The sequence below is a fragment of the Bacillus salacetis genome (genome assembly GCF_003581585.1).
Classification (GTDB): Bacteria; Bacillota; Bacilli; order Bacillales; family Bacillaceae_B; genus Rossellomorea; species Rossellomorea salacetis.
Window position 1 is genome coordinate 68132 of record NZ_QXIR01000009.1, and the last position, 15521, is coordinate 83652.

The window sequence follows — 15521 nt, forward strand, 5'->3', positions numbered from 1 at the left end:
AATTTTCCACTGATGTCGAATTATATAAATAAGTAAATAAAGTTGTTTCATTGGAGGTTTTCTCATGACAATTGAATACGAGAAATACGATGGCTTGGGCCTTGCCTCACTCATAAAAAATGGCGAGGTCTCGCCCGTTGAGTTGATTGAATCAGCAATTACCAGAATTGAAGAACTGAATCCTTCTTTAAATGCTGTCATCCATAAGATGTATGACTCTGCACAGGAATCCTTGAAGAACCTGGATAAATCGCTGCCTTTTGCCGGTGTGCCTATCCTGCTGAAAAATGCGCAGCAGGAAGTTAAAGGCCATCCTATGACTCTTGGTTCCAAGATTTTATCAAACTATATAAGTGATGTGGATGCCGAGTATGTAACACGATTAAAGAAGACCGGCACTATAATACTCGGTCAAACCAATGTTCCTGAATTTGCCTTGCTGGCTGTAACCGAACCCCGTCACTATGGACCTACACGGAACCCATGGAATCTGAACCATACACCCGGCGGATCCAGCGGCGGTTCGGCAGCAGCGGTTGCATCAGGGATGGTTCCGATGGCAGGAGGTAATGATGGAGGCGGCTCCATCCGCATTCCGGCTGCATTCACCGGGTTATTCGGACTGAAACCTACAAGGGGGCGGACGCCGGTGGGACCTGGCAAAGGACGTGCATGGCAAGGAGCTTCAGTGGATCATATCCTTAGCAAATCCGTCAGAGACAGTGCTGCAATGCTCGATGAAACACATGGCTATGAACGGACAGCTGCTTTTCATGCGCCCGAATTCATTGGATCCTATTTAAACTTGGTAAACAGCCCGCTGGAACGGAACCTAAAGATTGCTTTTACTTGTGAATCCCCCTTAGGGACCCCCGTACATGCTGAATGTAAAAAAGCGGTGCTTCAGACAGTGAAATCGCTTGAAGACATGGGATTTGAAATCGAAGAAAAGGAACCTCGGATTGATGGAAACCGACTTGCCGAGAGCTACATGACGATGTATTTTGGTGAAGTAGCTGCAGCCTTGGCGAATACAGGGGAAATAATTGGACGAAAAGTCACGATGAAGGATGTAGAGCCTGTAACTTGGTTATTGAATCAGCTGGGAAACAAAGTTACAGCCGGAGAATTTGTCCAGGCTATGCAGATGTGGGATCATTCTGCAATTGAAATGGAAGCCTTCCATGAAGAATATACTTTTTATATCACACCAGCGACAGCTTACCCGCCTTCACGTATTGGAGAATTGGATCAAACCGGTGGTGAAAAAATGTTGATGAAAGCTGTTGGAATGTTGAATGCAGGGGGATTATTGAAAAAAACGGGATTTGTGGATGAACTGGCGACCAAGAGTTTGGAAAGAACCCCCTTTACTCAATTGGCCAATCTATCAGGACAACCTGCGATATCCCTTCCGCTGCATTTGACCGAGGATAATCTGCCCTGTGGTGTCCAAGTAATGGCGGCGCGCGGAAGAGAAGATTTATTATTCAGGCTGGCAGGGGACCTGGAAAAGAGTTCTCTCTGGATCCGGCGATGAATTAAACACCTCGACAAGCAGTTGGTCATCCAGCTGCTTTTTTCATTATGGTTAGAATCATTCAGGCACAGGCAAACGCGTAAAGACATAAAATGTTCTTGACTTTTATGAAGGAGAGGAACTTATGTACAACTACCTTGATCCCCCATATTGGACCGGTTGGCCGAAAAGGCAGAAAGAGCTGGCCGGCGATATTCAGCGGGCAATAAATGGAGAATACAGCGCCATTTTATGTTACGAAGAACTAAGCAAAAGAGCAAAAACACAAGCAGAAATGGAACAGATCCTCGAAATTCAACAGGACGAAAAACGGCACTATAAGGAATTCATCTCGATATACAAAAAATTAACTGGTTCAAACCCCGTTCCTAAAGTAACTGAAGAATGCCCAAAACAATATAGGAAAGGATTGCATGCTGCCTTCAAGGATGAACAGGATACCGTCGACTTTTACTTGGAAATCGCAGAAAAGACAGATGATCCTTATATCATGCGGACCTTTCAAAGAGCGGCAGCAGATGAGCAGAATCACGCTGTCTGGTTCCTTTATTTTCTAAACTCTGCATATTCCGGCAGGTATTTACGGCAGACAGCCGACTTTGGTGCAGAAGGTGCCATCAACGCCGCGTCCCTTACTGTGCCGCAAATGCTGACCTACGCCATGCAGGATGAATATCTCGCTCAAACCAGATACAACATTATTTTAGAAAAGTTCGGTCAGATCAGGACTTTCTCCAGAATCAAAGAAGCTGAGAAAAGGCATATTGCAGCATTGCAGCCCTTTTTCAGCCAATACGGCGTTCCAATTCCTCCTGATACATCAGGCATGTATGCTACAGTGCCTAAAACGTTAAAAGATGCCTATGCAGCAGGTGTAAAAGGAGAAATCGATAATATTGCCATGTATGATAAATTTTTGACATACAACCTCCCCGTTGATATGCAATTTGTATTTACCCAGCTGAGAAATGCCTCCTTCAACCATTTAGCTGCCTTCGAGCGCGGTCTTGCCAGGCATTATTAAAGCAATATTTCACTAAGACCTCATATCAGGTCTTTTTTTAATGAAAATTAATAATAATTATCAAATTTAAAGAAAATAGTTGTAAAATGACACAGGTGTCGATATAATAAAAGCAACAAATCGACACTAATGTCATTTAAATTAATAGGGAGGGATTCAAATGGGAGAGAGATTAAGTCAAAACAAAAATTTCATTACACTGATGACAGCCCAGGCCATTTCGAGCTTGGGAGATTGGTTAAGTATTGTGGCAATCATTACGCTGGTTGGGTTAAAATGGGAAGCAACACCCATCCAGATGTCACTGATCATTTTAAGTCTGGCATTGCCAATGGCATTATTAGGTCCTGTATCCGGTGCAGTTGCCGACCGGATGGACCGGAAGACACTGATGATCACCTCGGATGTTGTACGTGGTATCCTCATCCTTTTGCTGACCTTGGCGGACAATGTCTGGATGGTCTACATTTGTTTATTTACAATCGGCATCTTTTCCTCCGTCTTTGTCCCTGCAAAAAATGGGAAATTGAAAGAGCTGGTCAAGGATGAACATATTAAAGGGGCAATGTCGATTACTTCAATGATCGATTCCAGTACAAAAGTGGCAGGACCGCTTCTAAGCGGAATATTGGTGACCGCAATCGGAACATACAATGTATTTTATATTGACTCAGCAACCTTTTTCCTCTCTGTTGTATTAATTTTCTTTTTGCCTAAAACAATGAATGACATTAACCAGGACGAAACCAAGCGGGATTCTTCATTCAAAGAAGAAATGAAAGAAGGAATGGCGTTCATCAGGCAGAGCAGTTATCTATTGTACGGTATGTTTTTACTGGGTGTCAGTTTGCTGATTTTGCAATTGTCGGATTCGCAGATTATTGTCTTGCTGCGCCAGTTGTCTGATGTTTCACCTGATCTCTTCGGATATGCCGTCACAGGTTCAGGCCTGGGTATGCTCTTCACGGGTATCTACCTATCAAAGAAAACAGATTACAATGCTTTTCTATTTATGTGTTTTGGCGTCCTTGGAATAGGAATGGCATTTGGAATAATGGCTGTACTCATTTATTTCGATCTTGCACATTCAATCATCTGGGTCCCTGCTCTCGGTTTTATTGCAGGCTTGGCAGCAGGACTGGTTTTCATCCCGTTTCAGGCAGCAGCGCAGGAAAAGACTCCCGTCCACATGACGGGGAGGGTGTTTGGTGTAATCAACAGTACAACGACCACCGCAACAATAATCGGACCGCTTGCGGGAGGTGCACTGGCCACCTGGATCGGGATCATCCCTTCTTTTCTCATTACAAGCTCGTTATTGATTATGCTATTCTTCATCTCAATTCTATTGAAAAACAAAGTCGGACAGGGGGATATTCATGTCGCCGAAAGTAAGCCGGGAACACAAACAACAGCGCCGGGCTAAGTTAATCGGAGCTGCAGCAGAAGTATTTATGGAGCATGGCTATGAAAACACCACAATGAAACATGTTATGGAAAAGGCAGGTGTCAGCCGTGGTGGATTATATCAATATTTTGATAACAAAGAGGATCTGTTTCACGCTGTAATTGAATCCCAGCAGGAAAAGATAATTGACCATTCATTAGAGAATCTTCTGAAACAGCAGGATACCTATTGGGATGCGCTTCTTATGACTTTTTTGGGAGAAGGAAAACAGCCTGATGATAATATGGATCCCCTTTCGCCTTCCAAGCTGGAGTATTTCATTACCGGGCGAAATGAAAAAGACAGACGGGAATATGCAAAACGGAGGTACCAGCATGCTATAGAGGTCACATTCCGTTTACTAGAAGAAGGGGAAAAATCAGGGGAGTTTTCCCCCCGCTTCGATAAACAAGTCATTGCCAAATCAATCCTTTCCTATATAGACGGATTGGCTTTGGGCCATGCTGTTTTGGACCATAGCACAATCGAATTAAAAGAACAAACTGCCCTCTTGGTCGATTTTCTCAGATGGGCACTCGGGTTGGAAGAACAATAGACTTTCCAGGGGCTGGCATCAGCCCGCCCTTAAAGGAAAAGGCTATTTTCGCATATATTGCTGCTTTCAGAAAAATCCCGGGTGCCGGATTTTCCCCCTGTATTCATAGGGTTTACTCTCAAAAAGAACGAGCAGCACTTTTCTTTCCTGCTCACCGGGGTTTTTACGGCGATTTACCAGAATAATAATTTAAAATTATATTGAATAGCAACAAAGATTACGAAAAGAGCCAAAGAAAAAATCCGCTTCAAGAGAATCGTTTTTCCTGATTCCATTTAATCTTTTCTATTCTTCCCTTTGACAAATAGATAAGACAAATAAGCAATGTATAATGGCGCTGCTACATAAATCAAATAAGGAAATTGTTCATAAGTCCCCCTGTAAATCACGAATAACAAGCAACCAAGGAAGGCAGTCACAATCGTTCCATATTTCGGAAGCGGCACTTCCTTGAAACTTGGAATCCGTATCCTGCTAACCATCAAAAAGCATAGAGCGGTGAACACCACAGTAGTCAAGATATTGGGAATGAAGTTACCGAAAAGCGTCAGCAAGGCCAATATTCCGCCAGCAGCTGTAATCGGCACCCCGATGAAGTAATTCAACCCTGTTTTATCAGAACTCACATTGAACCTTGCCAGCCTGAAGGCTCCGAATAAGGGAAATAAACCGGCTACAGCAAATCCTAACAAATCAAATTGATAGAAGTATGTATAATACACCAAAAATGAAGGAGCAACACCAAAGGTGACTATGTCTGCAAGCGAGTCAAGCTCCTTTCCCAGAACACTGTCTGCATTAAGCATCCTCGCCAGCCTTCCATCCATGCTGTCAAGCATCATTCCTATCAGTATCAAGATGGCGGCATTCTTAAATTCCCCGCTGGCCGCAAACCCTATCGATAAAAATCCGCAATATAAATTACCCAGCGTAAACATGTTTGGGATGCTCTTCTTAAATCGCATTATATTATCTTCACTCTCCGTAAATTTCTTTCTGTTTTTCCCCATTATATCATTAAAAAGGATAGTCTCACCTGCTTTCTTAAGATTTGCCAATGCCCTGCCCCTAATTTATGATAATGATGGATTGGTATTCATAGAAAGGTGGAGCTGAATGGAAACAAAGCAGGAATTGCAGGGAGCCCTGGAAGAAACAGACCGGTGGATTGAAGATCGGAAAAAGGCCTGGTTCTGGGAAAGATGGACACGGCTTCCTTTTAAACTATTGGACAAAATCACTCCCGAATTCGTACATAAGAAAGTGGGTGCCCTTCTGGACGAAATGGGCAGCTACATACAAAATGGAGGAAAATATTTAACTTCACAAAAACACGTTTTCAAATCAGTCGAAAAAAAGACCGGATCCAAAATAAACAGCATTGAAGACATGTCGGCATTGGGACTTGAGGAAATGGACAGCCTCAGCCGTGAACTGGCAAGCAGCAGAAGGAAAGCAGCAGCTGTTCAGGGTGCCTCGACAGGAATCGGCGGACTTTTCACACTTACAATTGATATACCGGCATTACTCGGCATATCATTGAAGACCCTTCAGGAAATAGCTCTGATTCACGGATATGATCCGAATGATAAAACAGAAAGAATCTTCATCATCAAATGCTTGCAATTTGCATCGGCCGACATTGTTGGCAAAAGAGCCATTCTGGAAAACCTGGCATCTTATTATGACAAAGATGTCTCTTCCAATGAAGTCATGGCTCAAATCCAAGGATGGCGTGAGGTCGTCTATACTTACAGGGATCAGTTCGGATGGAAGAAACTGTTCCAGATGGTTCCTGTCGCCGGTATCCTTTTCGGGGCATTCACCAACAGAGCGATGGTAGGCGACATAGCTGAGGCAGGATCCATTCTTTATCGCAAGAGAAGGATCATCGACAGGCTGCAATCCCTGGAAGAATCTTGATAAAGAAAATCCCCCTCCTTCACGGATGGGGATTTTCTTTACTCATGGACCTCACCATGGGATAATTCAGAACGTTCAACCTGTATGGTAGTATGGTTAATGTGAAATTGTTCTTCGATTACATTTATTGCCTTCTGTAAGATGGACTGATCGTCTTCTTTGTCTTCAATTAATATATGACAGCTCAATGAATTCATTCCTGAAGTAATCGTCCAAATATGGAGATCATGGACCTTCCTGACCCCTGGAATGCCCTCTAAAGCCATTCTCACTCTCTGTGCATCAATTCCCGCAGGTGTTCCTTCCATCAGGATGTGGACAGTATGGGAAATGATGCCCCAGGCACTTTTTAAAATAAGCAAGGCTACCAGTACACTAATGACAGGGTCTGCCCAATACCAATCAAAAAGCAGCATGACGGCGCCAGCAAGAATTGCACCGACTGACCCCAAGGCATCCCCCAGGACATGTAAATAGGCACTTCTCAAGTTGACATTGTCTTTCACATCCCCCTTGCTCATCAATGCCCATGCACTCAACAAATTTGCCAGCAGACCAATAAATGCGATAAGCATCATGCTTCCGCTGGATACAGCAGGCGGATCAAAAATCCGTCCATAAGCTTCGTAAACGATGAAACCGGCAATCAGAAATAAGGTTACACCATTTAATAGTGCAGCTAGAATTTCGAAACGGTAATACCCGTAGGTTTTTACAGTAGTCGCCGCCTTTCCGGCAATCCACATGGCTGCAAGGCTTAAAGCCAGCGAACTGGCATCACTCAGCATATGGCCTGAATCGGATAATAAGGCAAGGCTGTTGGTGATTAATCCTCCAAAGAATTCAAGCAGCATGATTCCTGTAGTGATGATCAAAGCTATAAGAAGACCTTTTTTATTGCCGTCCCTTGACTGCCCATGTCCATGGCTGTGATGATCATGGCCATGATGGTGATGATGATGCATGATACTCCCTCCTATTCATGTAATGAATGGTTGATTACTTGCTTCAGTATTTCAATAACGTGGTTATCATCATAGCTGTAATAAGTAGACTGGCCGTCCCGCCTCGCCTTCACAAGCCTGTGATTCTTTAGAAAAGATAATTGATGGGAAACTGCCGACTGAGATAAGTTCAATACCTCTGCAATGTGCCCAACCGAGCATTCCTCTTGTGTAAGTAAATACAAAATACGGATTCGCGTCGGATCGGAAAGTGCTTTGAAACTCCAAGCCACCTTCTCAACCGTTTCTTCTTCTAAAAAGTCATGACGGCTTTTATCCATTAGAACATCATCCTCTTTCACTATGTATTTTATTATATGAACAAATGTTCATATGTTGATAAATACACTATAACATTTTTTCTCTTGTTCTTAAAGGCAGGCTGTTTTCTTATTCACTGTTGCCTTTTTAAAGATATAAAGAGCCGAATTTTAAGGTATTACTCTCAAAAAGAGAGAGCGGCACTTTTCTATTCTGCTTACCGGGTTTCCACGGCAAATTCCCAGGTAATTAGTTGAGATTACTATTGAAATGCAACGAAGTTCACGTAAAGACCTGCAGGAAAGAGCAGACATTTTGCGGACAAAATAAAAAGGCGCCTGTCCGAAAACAGGCGCCTGCGTATTGAGGCGAGAGACCGTGCGCCACATCGCACGTTTAGCTTCGAAAGCTTATCTGTCGACTTACACAATTCAGCTCATCGCTTAATTAATATATCACAGCCCGGATTATTTTACAATACTTCAACCGCTTTTTTTTCTCATCGTTTCTGAAGAGGGAGCATGATTGTGAACTCAGTCCCGGAGGAATCGCTTGAAACTGTCATATCCCCTTCATGATTTTCAATGATCTTCTTGCTTACCGATAATCCTAATCCCGTCCCATCATCTTTGGTTGTGAAGAATGGATCAAAGACATGTGGAATCATAGAGGCTTTAATCCCGTATCCATTATCTTTAAATTTGATTTCTATATAGGAATTCCTTTTAAGCACATCAATCGTGATTTCAAGTGCATCCTTCCTTGCTTGAAAGGAGTTGCTGAACAAGTTGATGAAAACCTGAAGGAACTCTTCTTTGTTCCCATTAATGTAGCATCCTTTTACTTCATCCGAAATGGTGCAGGAAAAGGCAATATTATATAACAAAGCTTCACTGTTGAGGAACTTAACAATGTAATCCTTCATGAAAGATACTATTTCAAGTTTCTCTTCCGTCGTCTCCAGGGGTTTAGCAATCCGGAGAAAGTCGGTTATGATCTTATTGGCCCTGTCAATTTCAGGTATCAACAGGTTTTGGATAAGGGAGCTTGTTTCTGAATCTTCTTTCATATGTAAAAGCTGCAAAAATCCCCTTACTGTTGTTAAAGGGTTTCTGATTTCGTGGGCAATACCGGCGGCGATCCTTCCTGCAAGCCCCCTCTTTTCTGCCTCTTTGATGCCATTCAGGAATTGAAAAGTCCCGGCAACCCTAAGTACTTCCCCGTCTGAATCCCTGAGTATCATCGTGTTATTGATTCCATAATTTTTATCCATGACTTCCCTGTTCACAATTTGCTTTCCTGTCCTTAAAGTTTCGAGAAGGTTTATCTTACAGTCCGGAAGCCCCAGCAGGTCTCTGATATGCTTACCGATGACTGTCTCCCGGTCCGCCCCAAGGTCCTCAGCCGCTTTGCTGTTGCAGAGGGTTATGATTCCATCGGCATTTATGAATACTATATGATGATGTACCATATCAAAGATCGGGATCAGTAACTGTTCAAGCTGTACAAACGGAATATCCAAACCGGAAATGACCAGTGAAGGGTCTCCTGTTGAAGAATAGTCAATAAACGGCCTGCCATCGCCTGTTCTGATACCATCACCTGAAATTGGCTGCCCGTTTCCAGATGAAGCAGTACAATCCGCACCAACTAATCCTTTGTAATACTCTACTTCTCTTTCAAGCTTTTCTATTTTCGCCTTTAATTCATCTGCATTATTTTCCATACCATCGTCCTTTACTAAAGGAATCTGCCAATTAATTACATACTCTTATTATATCTTTCTACCCATTGGGAGACAATAGTACAGGCTGTGCTATTTGACACTCTAAAGCACTAAAAGGGACAGTCCCCTGTTACTTTAACGTATTAAAGGACCCCTGTTAATTTAGAGGCCCTTAAATGTTGTCCTTTTGTTTTGTTCTGGTGAACACGGCTTTTTTCCTTAGAAGTTTGAACAGGACATAACTAATCGCCGTAGTGAGAAGCAGCGCATTGATCACATATTGAACACTTTCAAAGCTTTCCTTCATTGCATTCAGATTTCCGATGCTCCCGAGATAAAACATCACTATGGCAACAGGCAGTACACCGATAAAAGTGAGAAAACCGTATCTGGCTGGTTTGATGGTGCAGAAACCTCCCAAGTATGCAATATACCCCATACCAAGTATCCTTCCGAGTGTAATCGTCCAGTCTCCATACTTTTCGGTCCAGCGATCAAATTTCGCCTGTTTTCTTTTGGATAGCTTTTTCCGGATGCTTGACTCATATCTTATACTCAGCCAATAAGGGATATAACTTATCAAGACATAGAATAAGCTTATCATCAGCCCATATAAAATGACTTCCATAGGACCTGGCTTGAGAATGTATCCATAAATTAAGATGAACAGTGCTGCAGGAAACGGCAAGGAAACAGCTTCGATGAAAACGCCAAGTAATAGTCCCCACATTCCAAGTCCAACCAAGAATTGCATTATCGGTTCGATTTTTCACACATCCTCTTACTTCCGATTTTAGTCTTACATATCATACCCTTTCTCTTCAGTCTGGAAACACTGCACATATATACCCGCCAGGGATTTTATTGACGAAATATGTTCATTTCACTATACTGAGTAAAGCAAATCTAGAAGAACAGGATGAATTATGATGGACTTCGAAATTAAATACCTTTCTTTTTACGTGGTTGAGGTCGAAGGAAAAGGCGAAAGTGCCGATAAGAGATTTAAACATTTTCAAACTCTTGATGAACAGGGATATGAAAATAATCCATTAAAAGAATTCCTGGACGGGGAATTCACAAAAATCGCCAAGCGGAAAGTGGACAGGCACAGCAAATCAGAAGGTGCACCGACGAAAATCGGCCGATTCATCGTAGAACCCGGCCATGAATTGGATTCCAATCCGAATTATAACTTGTTTAACCGTGCACGGCACCCTGAATCGATTGACGGATTCAGAGATTCATCAGCGGAGTTTGTCAGAGCGTATGTGGATGCGAGCGCTGTAAGAGGCGGGGTTTTTATAGTGGCTCTTGCAAAGCTCCGTAAATATTTCGATGATCCATTCCTTTTTGTCATGAAGTGTGATTTTGAACCTAAGGTTGCGCGGATCACCGACGAGTCAACACTGATTCACAATGTTGAGATGGCGATCACCACCAAGAATATGAAATCGATACAGTATCCCTTCATGCCTGAAGAAGGCATGATGGACGAGGCTGAATTGAAAATCCATCAGGCTTCCCACGCCCGTTACTTTGAAGATTTTCTTAAATTTGTAGAGTATGAGAAATCGATGCCGGAAATCATGCGGACCCAGGTGATGGGTATGGTGCAGGACCATATCGCTGAGTCCTACGAACCGGAAAGCGAAGAACGGGTGGAATTCGAATCTGCTATGGAAGCCTGGTCGGTAAGCCCCAAACGGGAATTACAGGAGAGGTTCTCAACTGAGCAGGTAGTCGAGGCCGCTTCACAGATTGTTGAGCAGTCTCCTGAAGTCGAGCTGAAAATGAAGCTGGATCATATTGATGTTAAAGCCATGCTTTCGGATTTCGGTGATACTATCCATATGGCGAAGGTAAATGGCCGCTATATGCTTTTGATTGAAGCAGAATCCATTCAATTCGAAAAAGGAGCGTCACCGATTGAATTCCTGAAGCCTGATGACCTGCAGGATGTCATCGAACGTATCCAAAGGAAAAGCGAGTAGGCAAACAAAAAAGGGACACGGAAAACACGTGTCTCTTTTTCTATAAAAAATTCATAAAGTTCGCCCTTCCGCTTCGGAAAACGCCTATAATTGACTTATACCCTATTTTCACGGAGGAGTTTCATATGCTGACCGAACAACAGTTAAAAGACATTGAGAAACTTCAAGAAGTCTGCGAAGAGCATGGATGTTATCGATTGAAGCTGAATGATGATATGCTCCGCTCACGGACTCACAACAAAGATGATTACTTTTATTATGAAAGAGATGTTTTAATAGGATATCTTGGGTTATATGGGTTTGGCAGCAGTTATGAACTTTGCGGCATGGTTCATCCCGATTTCAGGAGAAGAGGAATCTTTTCTTCCCTTTTTCACCAGGCAGTAAGTTCATTAAAGGAGCGCAGGATCAATAAACTGCTCATCAATTCTCCGGGCTCGTCATTAACTGGAAAGGCATTCACCTCTTCACTTCCTGCCCCATACTCATTCTCTGAATATCAAATGAAATGGAAACCAAGGGACCTCGAACCAGTAAACGAAGATATACAGCTTGCTCCCGTTACGAAAGAGGACCGCGGGCTTATCCTTGAATTGGATTACCTCTGCTTCAACGTTGGTCGTGATGACTCAATGGAGTTCATGGAGCACGTTCAACAAGAGGCCGGGAACTCAAGTTTCGTTATTAAGTACAAAGGGAGAAAATCCGGAAAGATCCACATTCAGCGTGAACAGGACAGAAGCTATATATTCGGGTTTGCTGTGCACCCCTCTCTCCAGGGAAGAGGCATCGGGAGTGCAGTATTGGCAAAAACCGTACACACTGAAAGCATGGCCGGAAGAAGCATCTATCTTGAAGTCGCTGCAAAAAATGATAATGCCTTAAAGCTGTATGAAAAGGCGGGCTTTGTTTCTTATCAGGTTCAGGACTATTTTGTTTTTGAAGGATTATAACAATCATGGCAGGCCTTATCAAAAGCCTGCCTTCTTTTTAAACCTTCTTATCTTTGTAAAAAATGTGATGCGACTTTATCTCGTTATCCAGTTCCAGGATACCAAAGGAATATAAAGGCTGTTTCCGTTTAACTGTTGCGGATCCCGGGTTGAATAAAAGTATGCCCTGTACAAACCTCAAGTAAGGAATATGGGAATGCCCGAAAATAATGATGTCGGGTTTTTCAGGGAAAGCTTCCAGCGCCCTCTTTTCGGTTGTCTTTCCAGTGCCATCCCCATGGACGACTCCTATGGAAAATCCGCCTGCATTCAAAATCTTGCTCTTTGGAAAGGCATCCTTGATGTCCTGGTTATCGGTATTCCCCGACACCCCTTCCACCGGCCCATACTTCTGCAGTAATTCGCAGAGAGCCATCGTATTCCAGTCACCTGCATGGATAATCAGGTCTGCCCCCTTCAATTCCCTGATTAGAATCGAAGGAAGCTCCTCCCCCCTATTTGGCATATGTGTATCACTGAGAACGACAATTTTCACACCATCCCTCCTCTTTTCTATGTTCCTTTACCCCAGTTTAGCCCGTTCCAATTCAATCCGTTCTTCAGGTATCCGCTCAAATAAGGGTTTTTGCCCTCTAAGATTCACATCGATGGGAAGACTGACTGGTTTCCATGATAAGGATTCGTCCACATGAAATTGTTTCCGGATTTCTTCTCCAGTGAAAGGAAGAAACGGACCCAACAAGCCAGCAAGGTTAATACTGATGAATAGGCAATTCTCCAAGATGGACCTTGCCTGATCACGATTCTCCTTGATGATACTCCAAGGCTGCGCGGCGTCAAAATATTTATTGCTCCAACGGACTAACTCAAATGCCCTTTTTGCTGCTTTCCGGCATTCGCCTTTCTCAAGGAGTTCCCCGGTTTTCTTATATGCTGAGGATACTTCTTCAGTAATCCTTGCATCGATGGTTTCCAGGCGGGCGGTGTCGCCAAACTCTTTTTGATAAAATTTCGCTGTCCTCTGTATAAAGTTTCCGAGACCTCCTAATAGGTCGCTGTTATGTTTGTGCACGAATTCCCTCCAGGAAAAATCAGCATCTCTTGTATCCGGATTTTGAACACTGAAATAATACCGCAATGTATCAGGATGGTAAGCTTGCAATATATCCGGAAGCCAAACAGCCCAATTCCTGCTTGTTGAAATTTTTTTCTTTTCCAGGGTTACATACTCACTGGACACGATCCAGTCAGGCAGGCTGTCATTGCCCAGCCCTTTCAGTACTGCCGGCCAAATAATTGTATGGAATGGAATATTGTCCTTGCCGTGTACATAATAAGAGACTGTATCTTTATCCCAAAACCTCTTCCAGTCCTCCCCATTCCTTTCCCCCCATTCAACAGATGCAGTTAAATAGCCGCTGACGGCTTCAATCCAGACATATATTTTCTTATCTTCATATCCTTCTACAGGCACATCAACTCCTGTACTGATATCACGTGTTGCTGCTCTGTCTTGCAGACCCTCTCGAATATACCGACTTGTCAATGCTACTGCATTATCTCTCCATTTTACGCAATTCCCATCTGCATACTCTTCAAGATCCTGTTGGAAAGAAGAAAGACTCAGGTAATAATGAGAAGTCTCCTTTAAAGTTGGCGGGTTTCCGCATAGTTTGCAGGACTTATCTGCCAGGTCGACTGAATTCAGAATTCGCCCGCAGGAATCACATTGGTCACCTCTCGCCTTATCGCCGCAGTTTGGACAAACCCCTTCCACAAACCTGTCCGGCAGGAAGCGGTCACAGTGAACGCAAAAGGTTTCATTTGTTGATTTATTATATAAGTGGCCGTTTTCCTTCAGCTTCAGGAATATCTTTTGTACCTCCTTGTGATGAACAGCAGAATCGGTACGTCCGTACTGATCGTAGCTGAAGCCCAGTTTACAGAAACATTCCAGAAACTCTTTATGATACTTGTCAGCAATCTCCCCAGCCTGGACACCCTCTTGTTTCGCTCGTATTTCAATTGGTGTGCCGTTGCAGTCACTTCCGGAAACATATAGTACGTCATCCCCCTTAAGTCTATAGTACCTTGCCAATATATCTCCCGGCAGCAAAGCAGCCAGATGTCCAATATGCAAAGGACCATTTGCATATGGCCAAGCTCCCCCGATAAAAACAGTCATGATATTTTCCTCCTAAGTTGGTATGGGAATACAAAAAACCCCCGCGTCCACAGATGTAAAGACATCTAAGGACGAGGGGGTTCAACTCGCGGTACCACCTTAGTTCACTGAGGGCTCACGCCGACAGCCTCATCAAGTACGGAATGCAGGAAAAGCACATTCTTATACTGTGGCATTGATAACGGATGCCAAAACCCGTTCCACCCTACACCTGCAGGTTCGGATGAAATGCTCAGAGACCATCTTCAATCAACTCTCCCCTTGCTTCTTCTCAGCTTCCGAAGCTCTCTGGTAAGGTTCCTTATTGATTTACTCTTCTCATCTACGCATGTAATTTATTAATTTTCATCTTATTGGAAATCAAAAGATTTTTCAAGTTTTTTTTGCCTATACATTTTAGAAACAAAATAAGCTGCCAGTCTGGCGGCTGACAGCTAGCTTGCGTGATTCTTATTCTTCAGCGTTATTAGTTGTGCTTTCTTCTGAATTTGTTCCTGTATTTTCTGTGTTTTCGGTGTCGTTTTCACCTGTATTGCTGCAACCCGCTGCAAAGCCTGCTACCGTAAAAGCCGTCAATACCATTATTAACATCTTCTTCATCATAATAGCCTCCTTTAATATGCTTCATTGCTGAATTACATTTTTATCTTACATGATAATCAGTTCCGAAAAAGGTATTTTACCTGATTTTTACAATATCTTATATGGGCTTTTACAGTTTTTACAAATCCAATATTTTCAAAAGATATTTTGAATGGATTAAAATATACGGCTGTTTTCGCTTATATTTTTGCTTTCGGAAAAATCCCAGGTGCCGGATTTTTCCCCTGTATTCAAAGGTTTCGCTCTCGATAAAGACCGGACAGCTCTTTTCTTTCCTGCTCACCGGGGTTTTACAACGATGTACC

The 15521-nt window shown here is 43.0% G+C and carries 15 protein-coding genes and 1 other annotated feature; of the genes, 7 read left to right on the forward strand and 8 right to left on the reverse strand.

Annotated elements, in window-relative coordinates; translation table 11 throughout:
• Nucleotides 1-64: 64 nt before the first annotated feature.
• The 4 genes from D3H55_RS08570 (at nucleotide 65) to D3H55_RS08585 (ending at nucleotide 4567) form a co-directional block, all read left to right on the forward strand.
• Nucleotides 65-1540: an amidase gene (locus D3H55_RS08570; RefSeq protein ID WP_119546493.1), complete on the forward strand. Its 1476-nt coding sequence runs from the start codon at nucleotides 65-67 to the stop codon at nucleotides 1538-1540.
• 124 nt (nucleotides 1541-1664) lie between these two features.
• On the forward strand, nucleotides 1665-2564 hold the full coding sequence (locus tag D3H55_RS08575; protein WP_119546494.1) for a ferritin family protein: 900 nt from the start codon (nucleotides 1665-1667) through the stop codon (nucleotides 2562-2564).
• Nucleotides 2565-2724: 160 nt separating this feature from the next.
• On the forward strand, nucleotides 2725-3990 hold the full coding sequence (locus D3H55_RS08580; protein ID WP_119546495.1) for an MFS transporter: 1266 nt from the start codon (nucleotides 2725-2727) through the stop codon (nucleotides 3988-3990).
• Complete coding sequence (locus D3H55_RS08585) at nucleotides 3944-4567, forward strand: TetR/AcrR family transcriptional regulator (RefSeq protein ID WP_119546544.1); 624 nt, start codon at nucleotides 3944-3946, stop codon at nucleotides 4565-4567. Before D3H55_RS08580 ends, D3H55_RS08585 begins: the two co-directional genes overlap by 47 nt.
• A gap of 275 nt (nucleotides 4568-4842) precedes the next feature.
• Here D3H55_RS08585 and pssA read toward each other — a convergent pair whose 3' ends face one another.
• On the reverse strand, nucleotides 4843-5532 hold the full coding sequence (gene pssA, locus D3H55_RS08590; protein WP_119546545.1) for a CDP-diacylglycerol--serine O-phosphatidyltransferase: 690 nt from the start codon (nucleotides 5530-5532) through the stop codon (nucleotides 4843-4845).
• A gap of 151 nt (nucleotides 5533-5683) precedes the next feature.
• Here pssA and D3H55_RS08595 point away from each other — a divergent pair, with 151 nt between their 5' ends.
• Nucleotides 5684-6490 (forward strand): EcsC family protein, encoded by an 807-nt coding sequence (locus D3H55_RS08595; protein WP_119546496.1) that lies wholly within the window; start codon nucleotides 5684-5686, stop codon nucleotides 6488-6490.
• A gap of 38 nt (nucleotides 6491-6528) precedes the next feature.
• Here the strand turns inward: D3H55_RS08595 and D3H55_RS08600 are convergent, their stop codons facing one another.
• The 4 genes from D3H55_RS08600 to D3H55_RS08615 form a co-directional block, all read right to left on the reverse strand.
• The gene (locus D3H55_RS08600; protein WP_119546497.1) at nucleotides 6529-7455 is read right to left on the reverse strand and encodes a cation diffusion facilitator family transporter; all 927 of its coding nucleotides are present in this window, start codon (nucleotides 7453-7455) and stop codon (nucleotides 6529-6531) included.
• An 11-nt stretch (nucleotides 7456-7466) separates the two neighbouring features.
• The gene (locus D3H55_RS08605; RefSeq protein ID WP_119546498.1) at nucleotides 7467-7775 is read right to left on the reverse strand and encodes an ArsR/SmtB family transcription factor; all 309 of its coding nucleotides are present in this window, start codon (nucleotides 7773-7775) and stop codon (nucleotides 7467-7469) included.
• 479 nt (nucleotides 7776-8254) lie between these two features.
• Entirely contained in the window at nucleotides 8255-9481 is a 1227-nt protein-coding gene (locus tag D3H55_RS08610) for an ATP-binding protein (RefSeq protein WP_119546499.1), read from the reverse strand.
• A gap of 172 nt (nucleotides 9482-9653) precedes the next feature.
• Nucleotides 9654-10235: a DedA family protein gene (locus D3H55_RS08615; protein ID WP_119546500.1), complete on the reverse strand. Its 582-nt coding sequence runs from the start codon at nucleotides 10233-10235 to the stop codon at nucleotides 9654-9656.
• Nucleotides 10236-10410: 175 nt separating this feature from the next.
• Here D3H55_RS08615 and D3H55_RS08620 point away from each other — a divergent pair, with 175 nt between their 5' ends.
• Both D3H55_RS08620 and D3H55_RS08625 read left to right on the forward strand, forming a co-directional pair.
• The gene (locus tag D3H55_RS08620; RefSeq protein WP_119546501.1) at nucleotides 10411-11475 is read left to right on the forward strand and encodes a DUF3900 domain-containing protein; all 1065 of its coding nucleotides are present in this window, start codon (nucleotides 10411-10413) and stop codon (nucleotides 11473-11475) included.
• Nucleotides 11476-11600: 125 nt separating this feature from the next.
• Nucleotides 11601-12428, forward strand: coding sequence for a GNAT family N-acetyltransferase (locus D3H55_RS08625; RefSeq protein ID WP_119546502.1), 828 nt, complete (start codon nucleotides 11601-11603; stop codon nucleotides 12426-12428).
• 37 nt (nucleotides 12429-12465) lie between these two features.
• Here D3H55_RS08625 and D3H55_RS08630 read toward each other — a convergent pair whose 3' ends face one another.
• The 3 genes from D3H55_RS08630 to D3H55_RS24135 all read right to left on the reverse strand — a co-directional run bounded on the left by D3H55_RS08630 (nucleotide 12466) and on the right by D3H55_RS24135 (nucleotide 15213).
• Entirely contained in the window at nucleotides 12466-12963 is a 498-nt protein-coding gene (locus D3H55_RS08630) for a metallophosphoesterase family protein (protein ID WP_168413008.1), read from the reverse strand.
• A 27-nt stretch (nucleotides 12964-12990) separates the two neighbouring features.
• Nucleotides 12991-14613: a methionine--tRNA ligase gene (gene metG, locus D3H55_RS08635; RefSeq protein WP_119546503.1), complete on the reverse strand. Its 1623-nt coding sequence runs from the start codon at nucleotides 14611-14613 to the stop codon at nucleotides 12991-12993.
• A 64-nt stretch (nucleotides 14614-14677) separates the two neighbouring features.
• Nucleotides 14678-14947: a binding site (T-box leader), on the reverse strand.
• Nucleotides 14948-15063: 116 nt separating this feature from the next.
• Nucleotides 15064-15213, reverse strand: coding sequence for a hypothetical protein (locus tag D3H55_RS24135; RefSeq protein ID WP_168413009.1), 150 nt, complete (start codon nucleotides 15211-15213; stop codon nucleotides 15064-15066).
• Nucleotides 15214-15521: the final 308 nt, after the last annotated feature.

What these genes read in the sequence shown, in the direction of transcription:
- D3H55_RS08570 (WP_119546493.1), top strand. Translation starts at nt 65, where the DNA reads ATGACAATTGAATACGAGAAATACGATGGCTTGGGCCTTGCCTCACTC.
- D3H55_RS08575 (WP_119546494.1), top strand. Translation starts at nt 1,665, where the DNA reads ATGTACAACTACCTTGATCCCCCATATTGGACCGGTTGGCCGAAAAGG.
- D3H55_RS08580 (WP_119546495.1), top strand. Translation starts at nt 2,725, where the DNA reads ATGGGAGAGAGATTAAGTCAAAACAAAAATTTCATTACACTGATGACA.
- D3H55_RS08585 (WP_119546544.1), top strand. Translation starts at nt 3,944, where the DNA reads ATGTCGCCGAAAGTAAGCCGGGAACACAAACAACAGCGCCGGGCTAAG.
- pssA (WP_119546545.1), bottom strand. Translation starts at nt 5,532, where the DNA reads ATGCGATTTAAGAAGAGCATCCCAAACATGTTTACGCTGGGTAATTTA.
- D3H55_RS08595 (WP_119546496.1), top strand. Translation starts at nt 5,684, where the DNA reads ATGGAAACAAAGCAGGAATTGCAGGGAGCCCTGGAAGAAACAGACCGG.
- D3H55_RS08600 (WP_119546497.1), bottom strand. Translation starts at nt 7,455, where the DNA reads ATGCATCATCATCACCATCATGGCCATGATCATCACAGCCATGGACAT.
- D3H55_RS08605 (WP_119546498.1), bottom strand. Translation starts at nt 7,775, where the DNA reads ATGGATAAAAGCCGTCATGACTTTTTAGAAGAAGAAACGGTTGAGAAG.
- D3H55_RS08610 (WP_119546499.1), bottom strand. Translation starts at nt 9,481, where the DNA reads ATGGAAAATAATGCAGATGAATTAAAGGCGAAAATAGAAAAGCTTGAA.
- D3H55_RS08615 (WP_119546500.1), bottom strand. Translation starts at nt 10,235, where the DNA reads ATGCAATTCTTGGTTGGACTTGGAATGTGGGGACTATTACTTGGCGTT.
- D3H55_RS08620 (WP_119546501.1), top strand. Translation starts at nt 10,411, where the DNA reads ATGGACTTCGAAATTAAATACCTTTCTTTTTACGTGGTTGAGGTCGAA.
- D3H55_RS08625 (WP_119546502.1), top strand. Translation starts at nt 11,601, where the DNA reads ATGCTGACCGAACAACAGTTAAAAGACATTGAGAAACTTCAAGAAGTC.
- metG (WP_119546503.1), bottom strand. Translation starts at nt 14,613, where the DNA reads ATGACTGTTTTTATCGGGGGAGCTTGGCCATATGCAAATGGTCCTTTG.
- D3H55_RS24135 (WP_168413009.1), bottom strand. Translation starts at nt 15,213, where the DNA reads ATGAAGAAGATGTTAATAATGGTATTGACGGCTTTTACGGTAGCAGGC.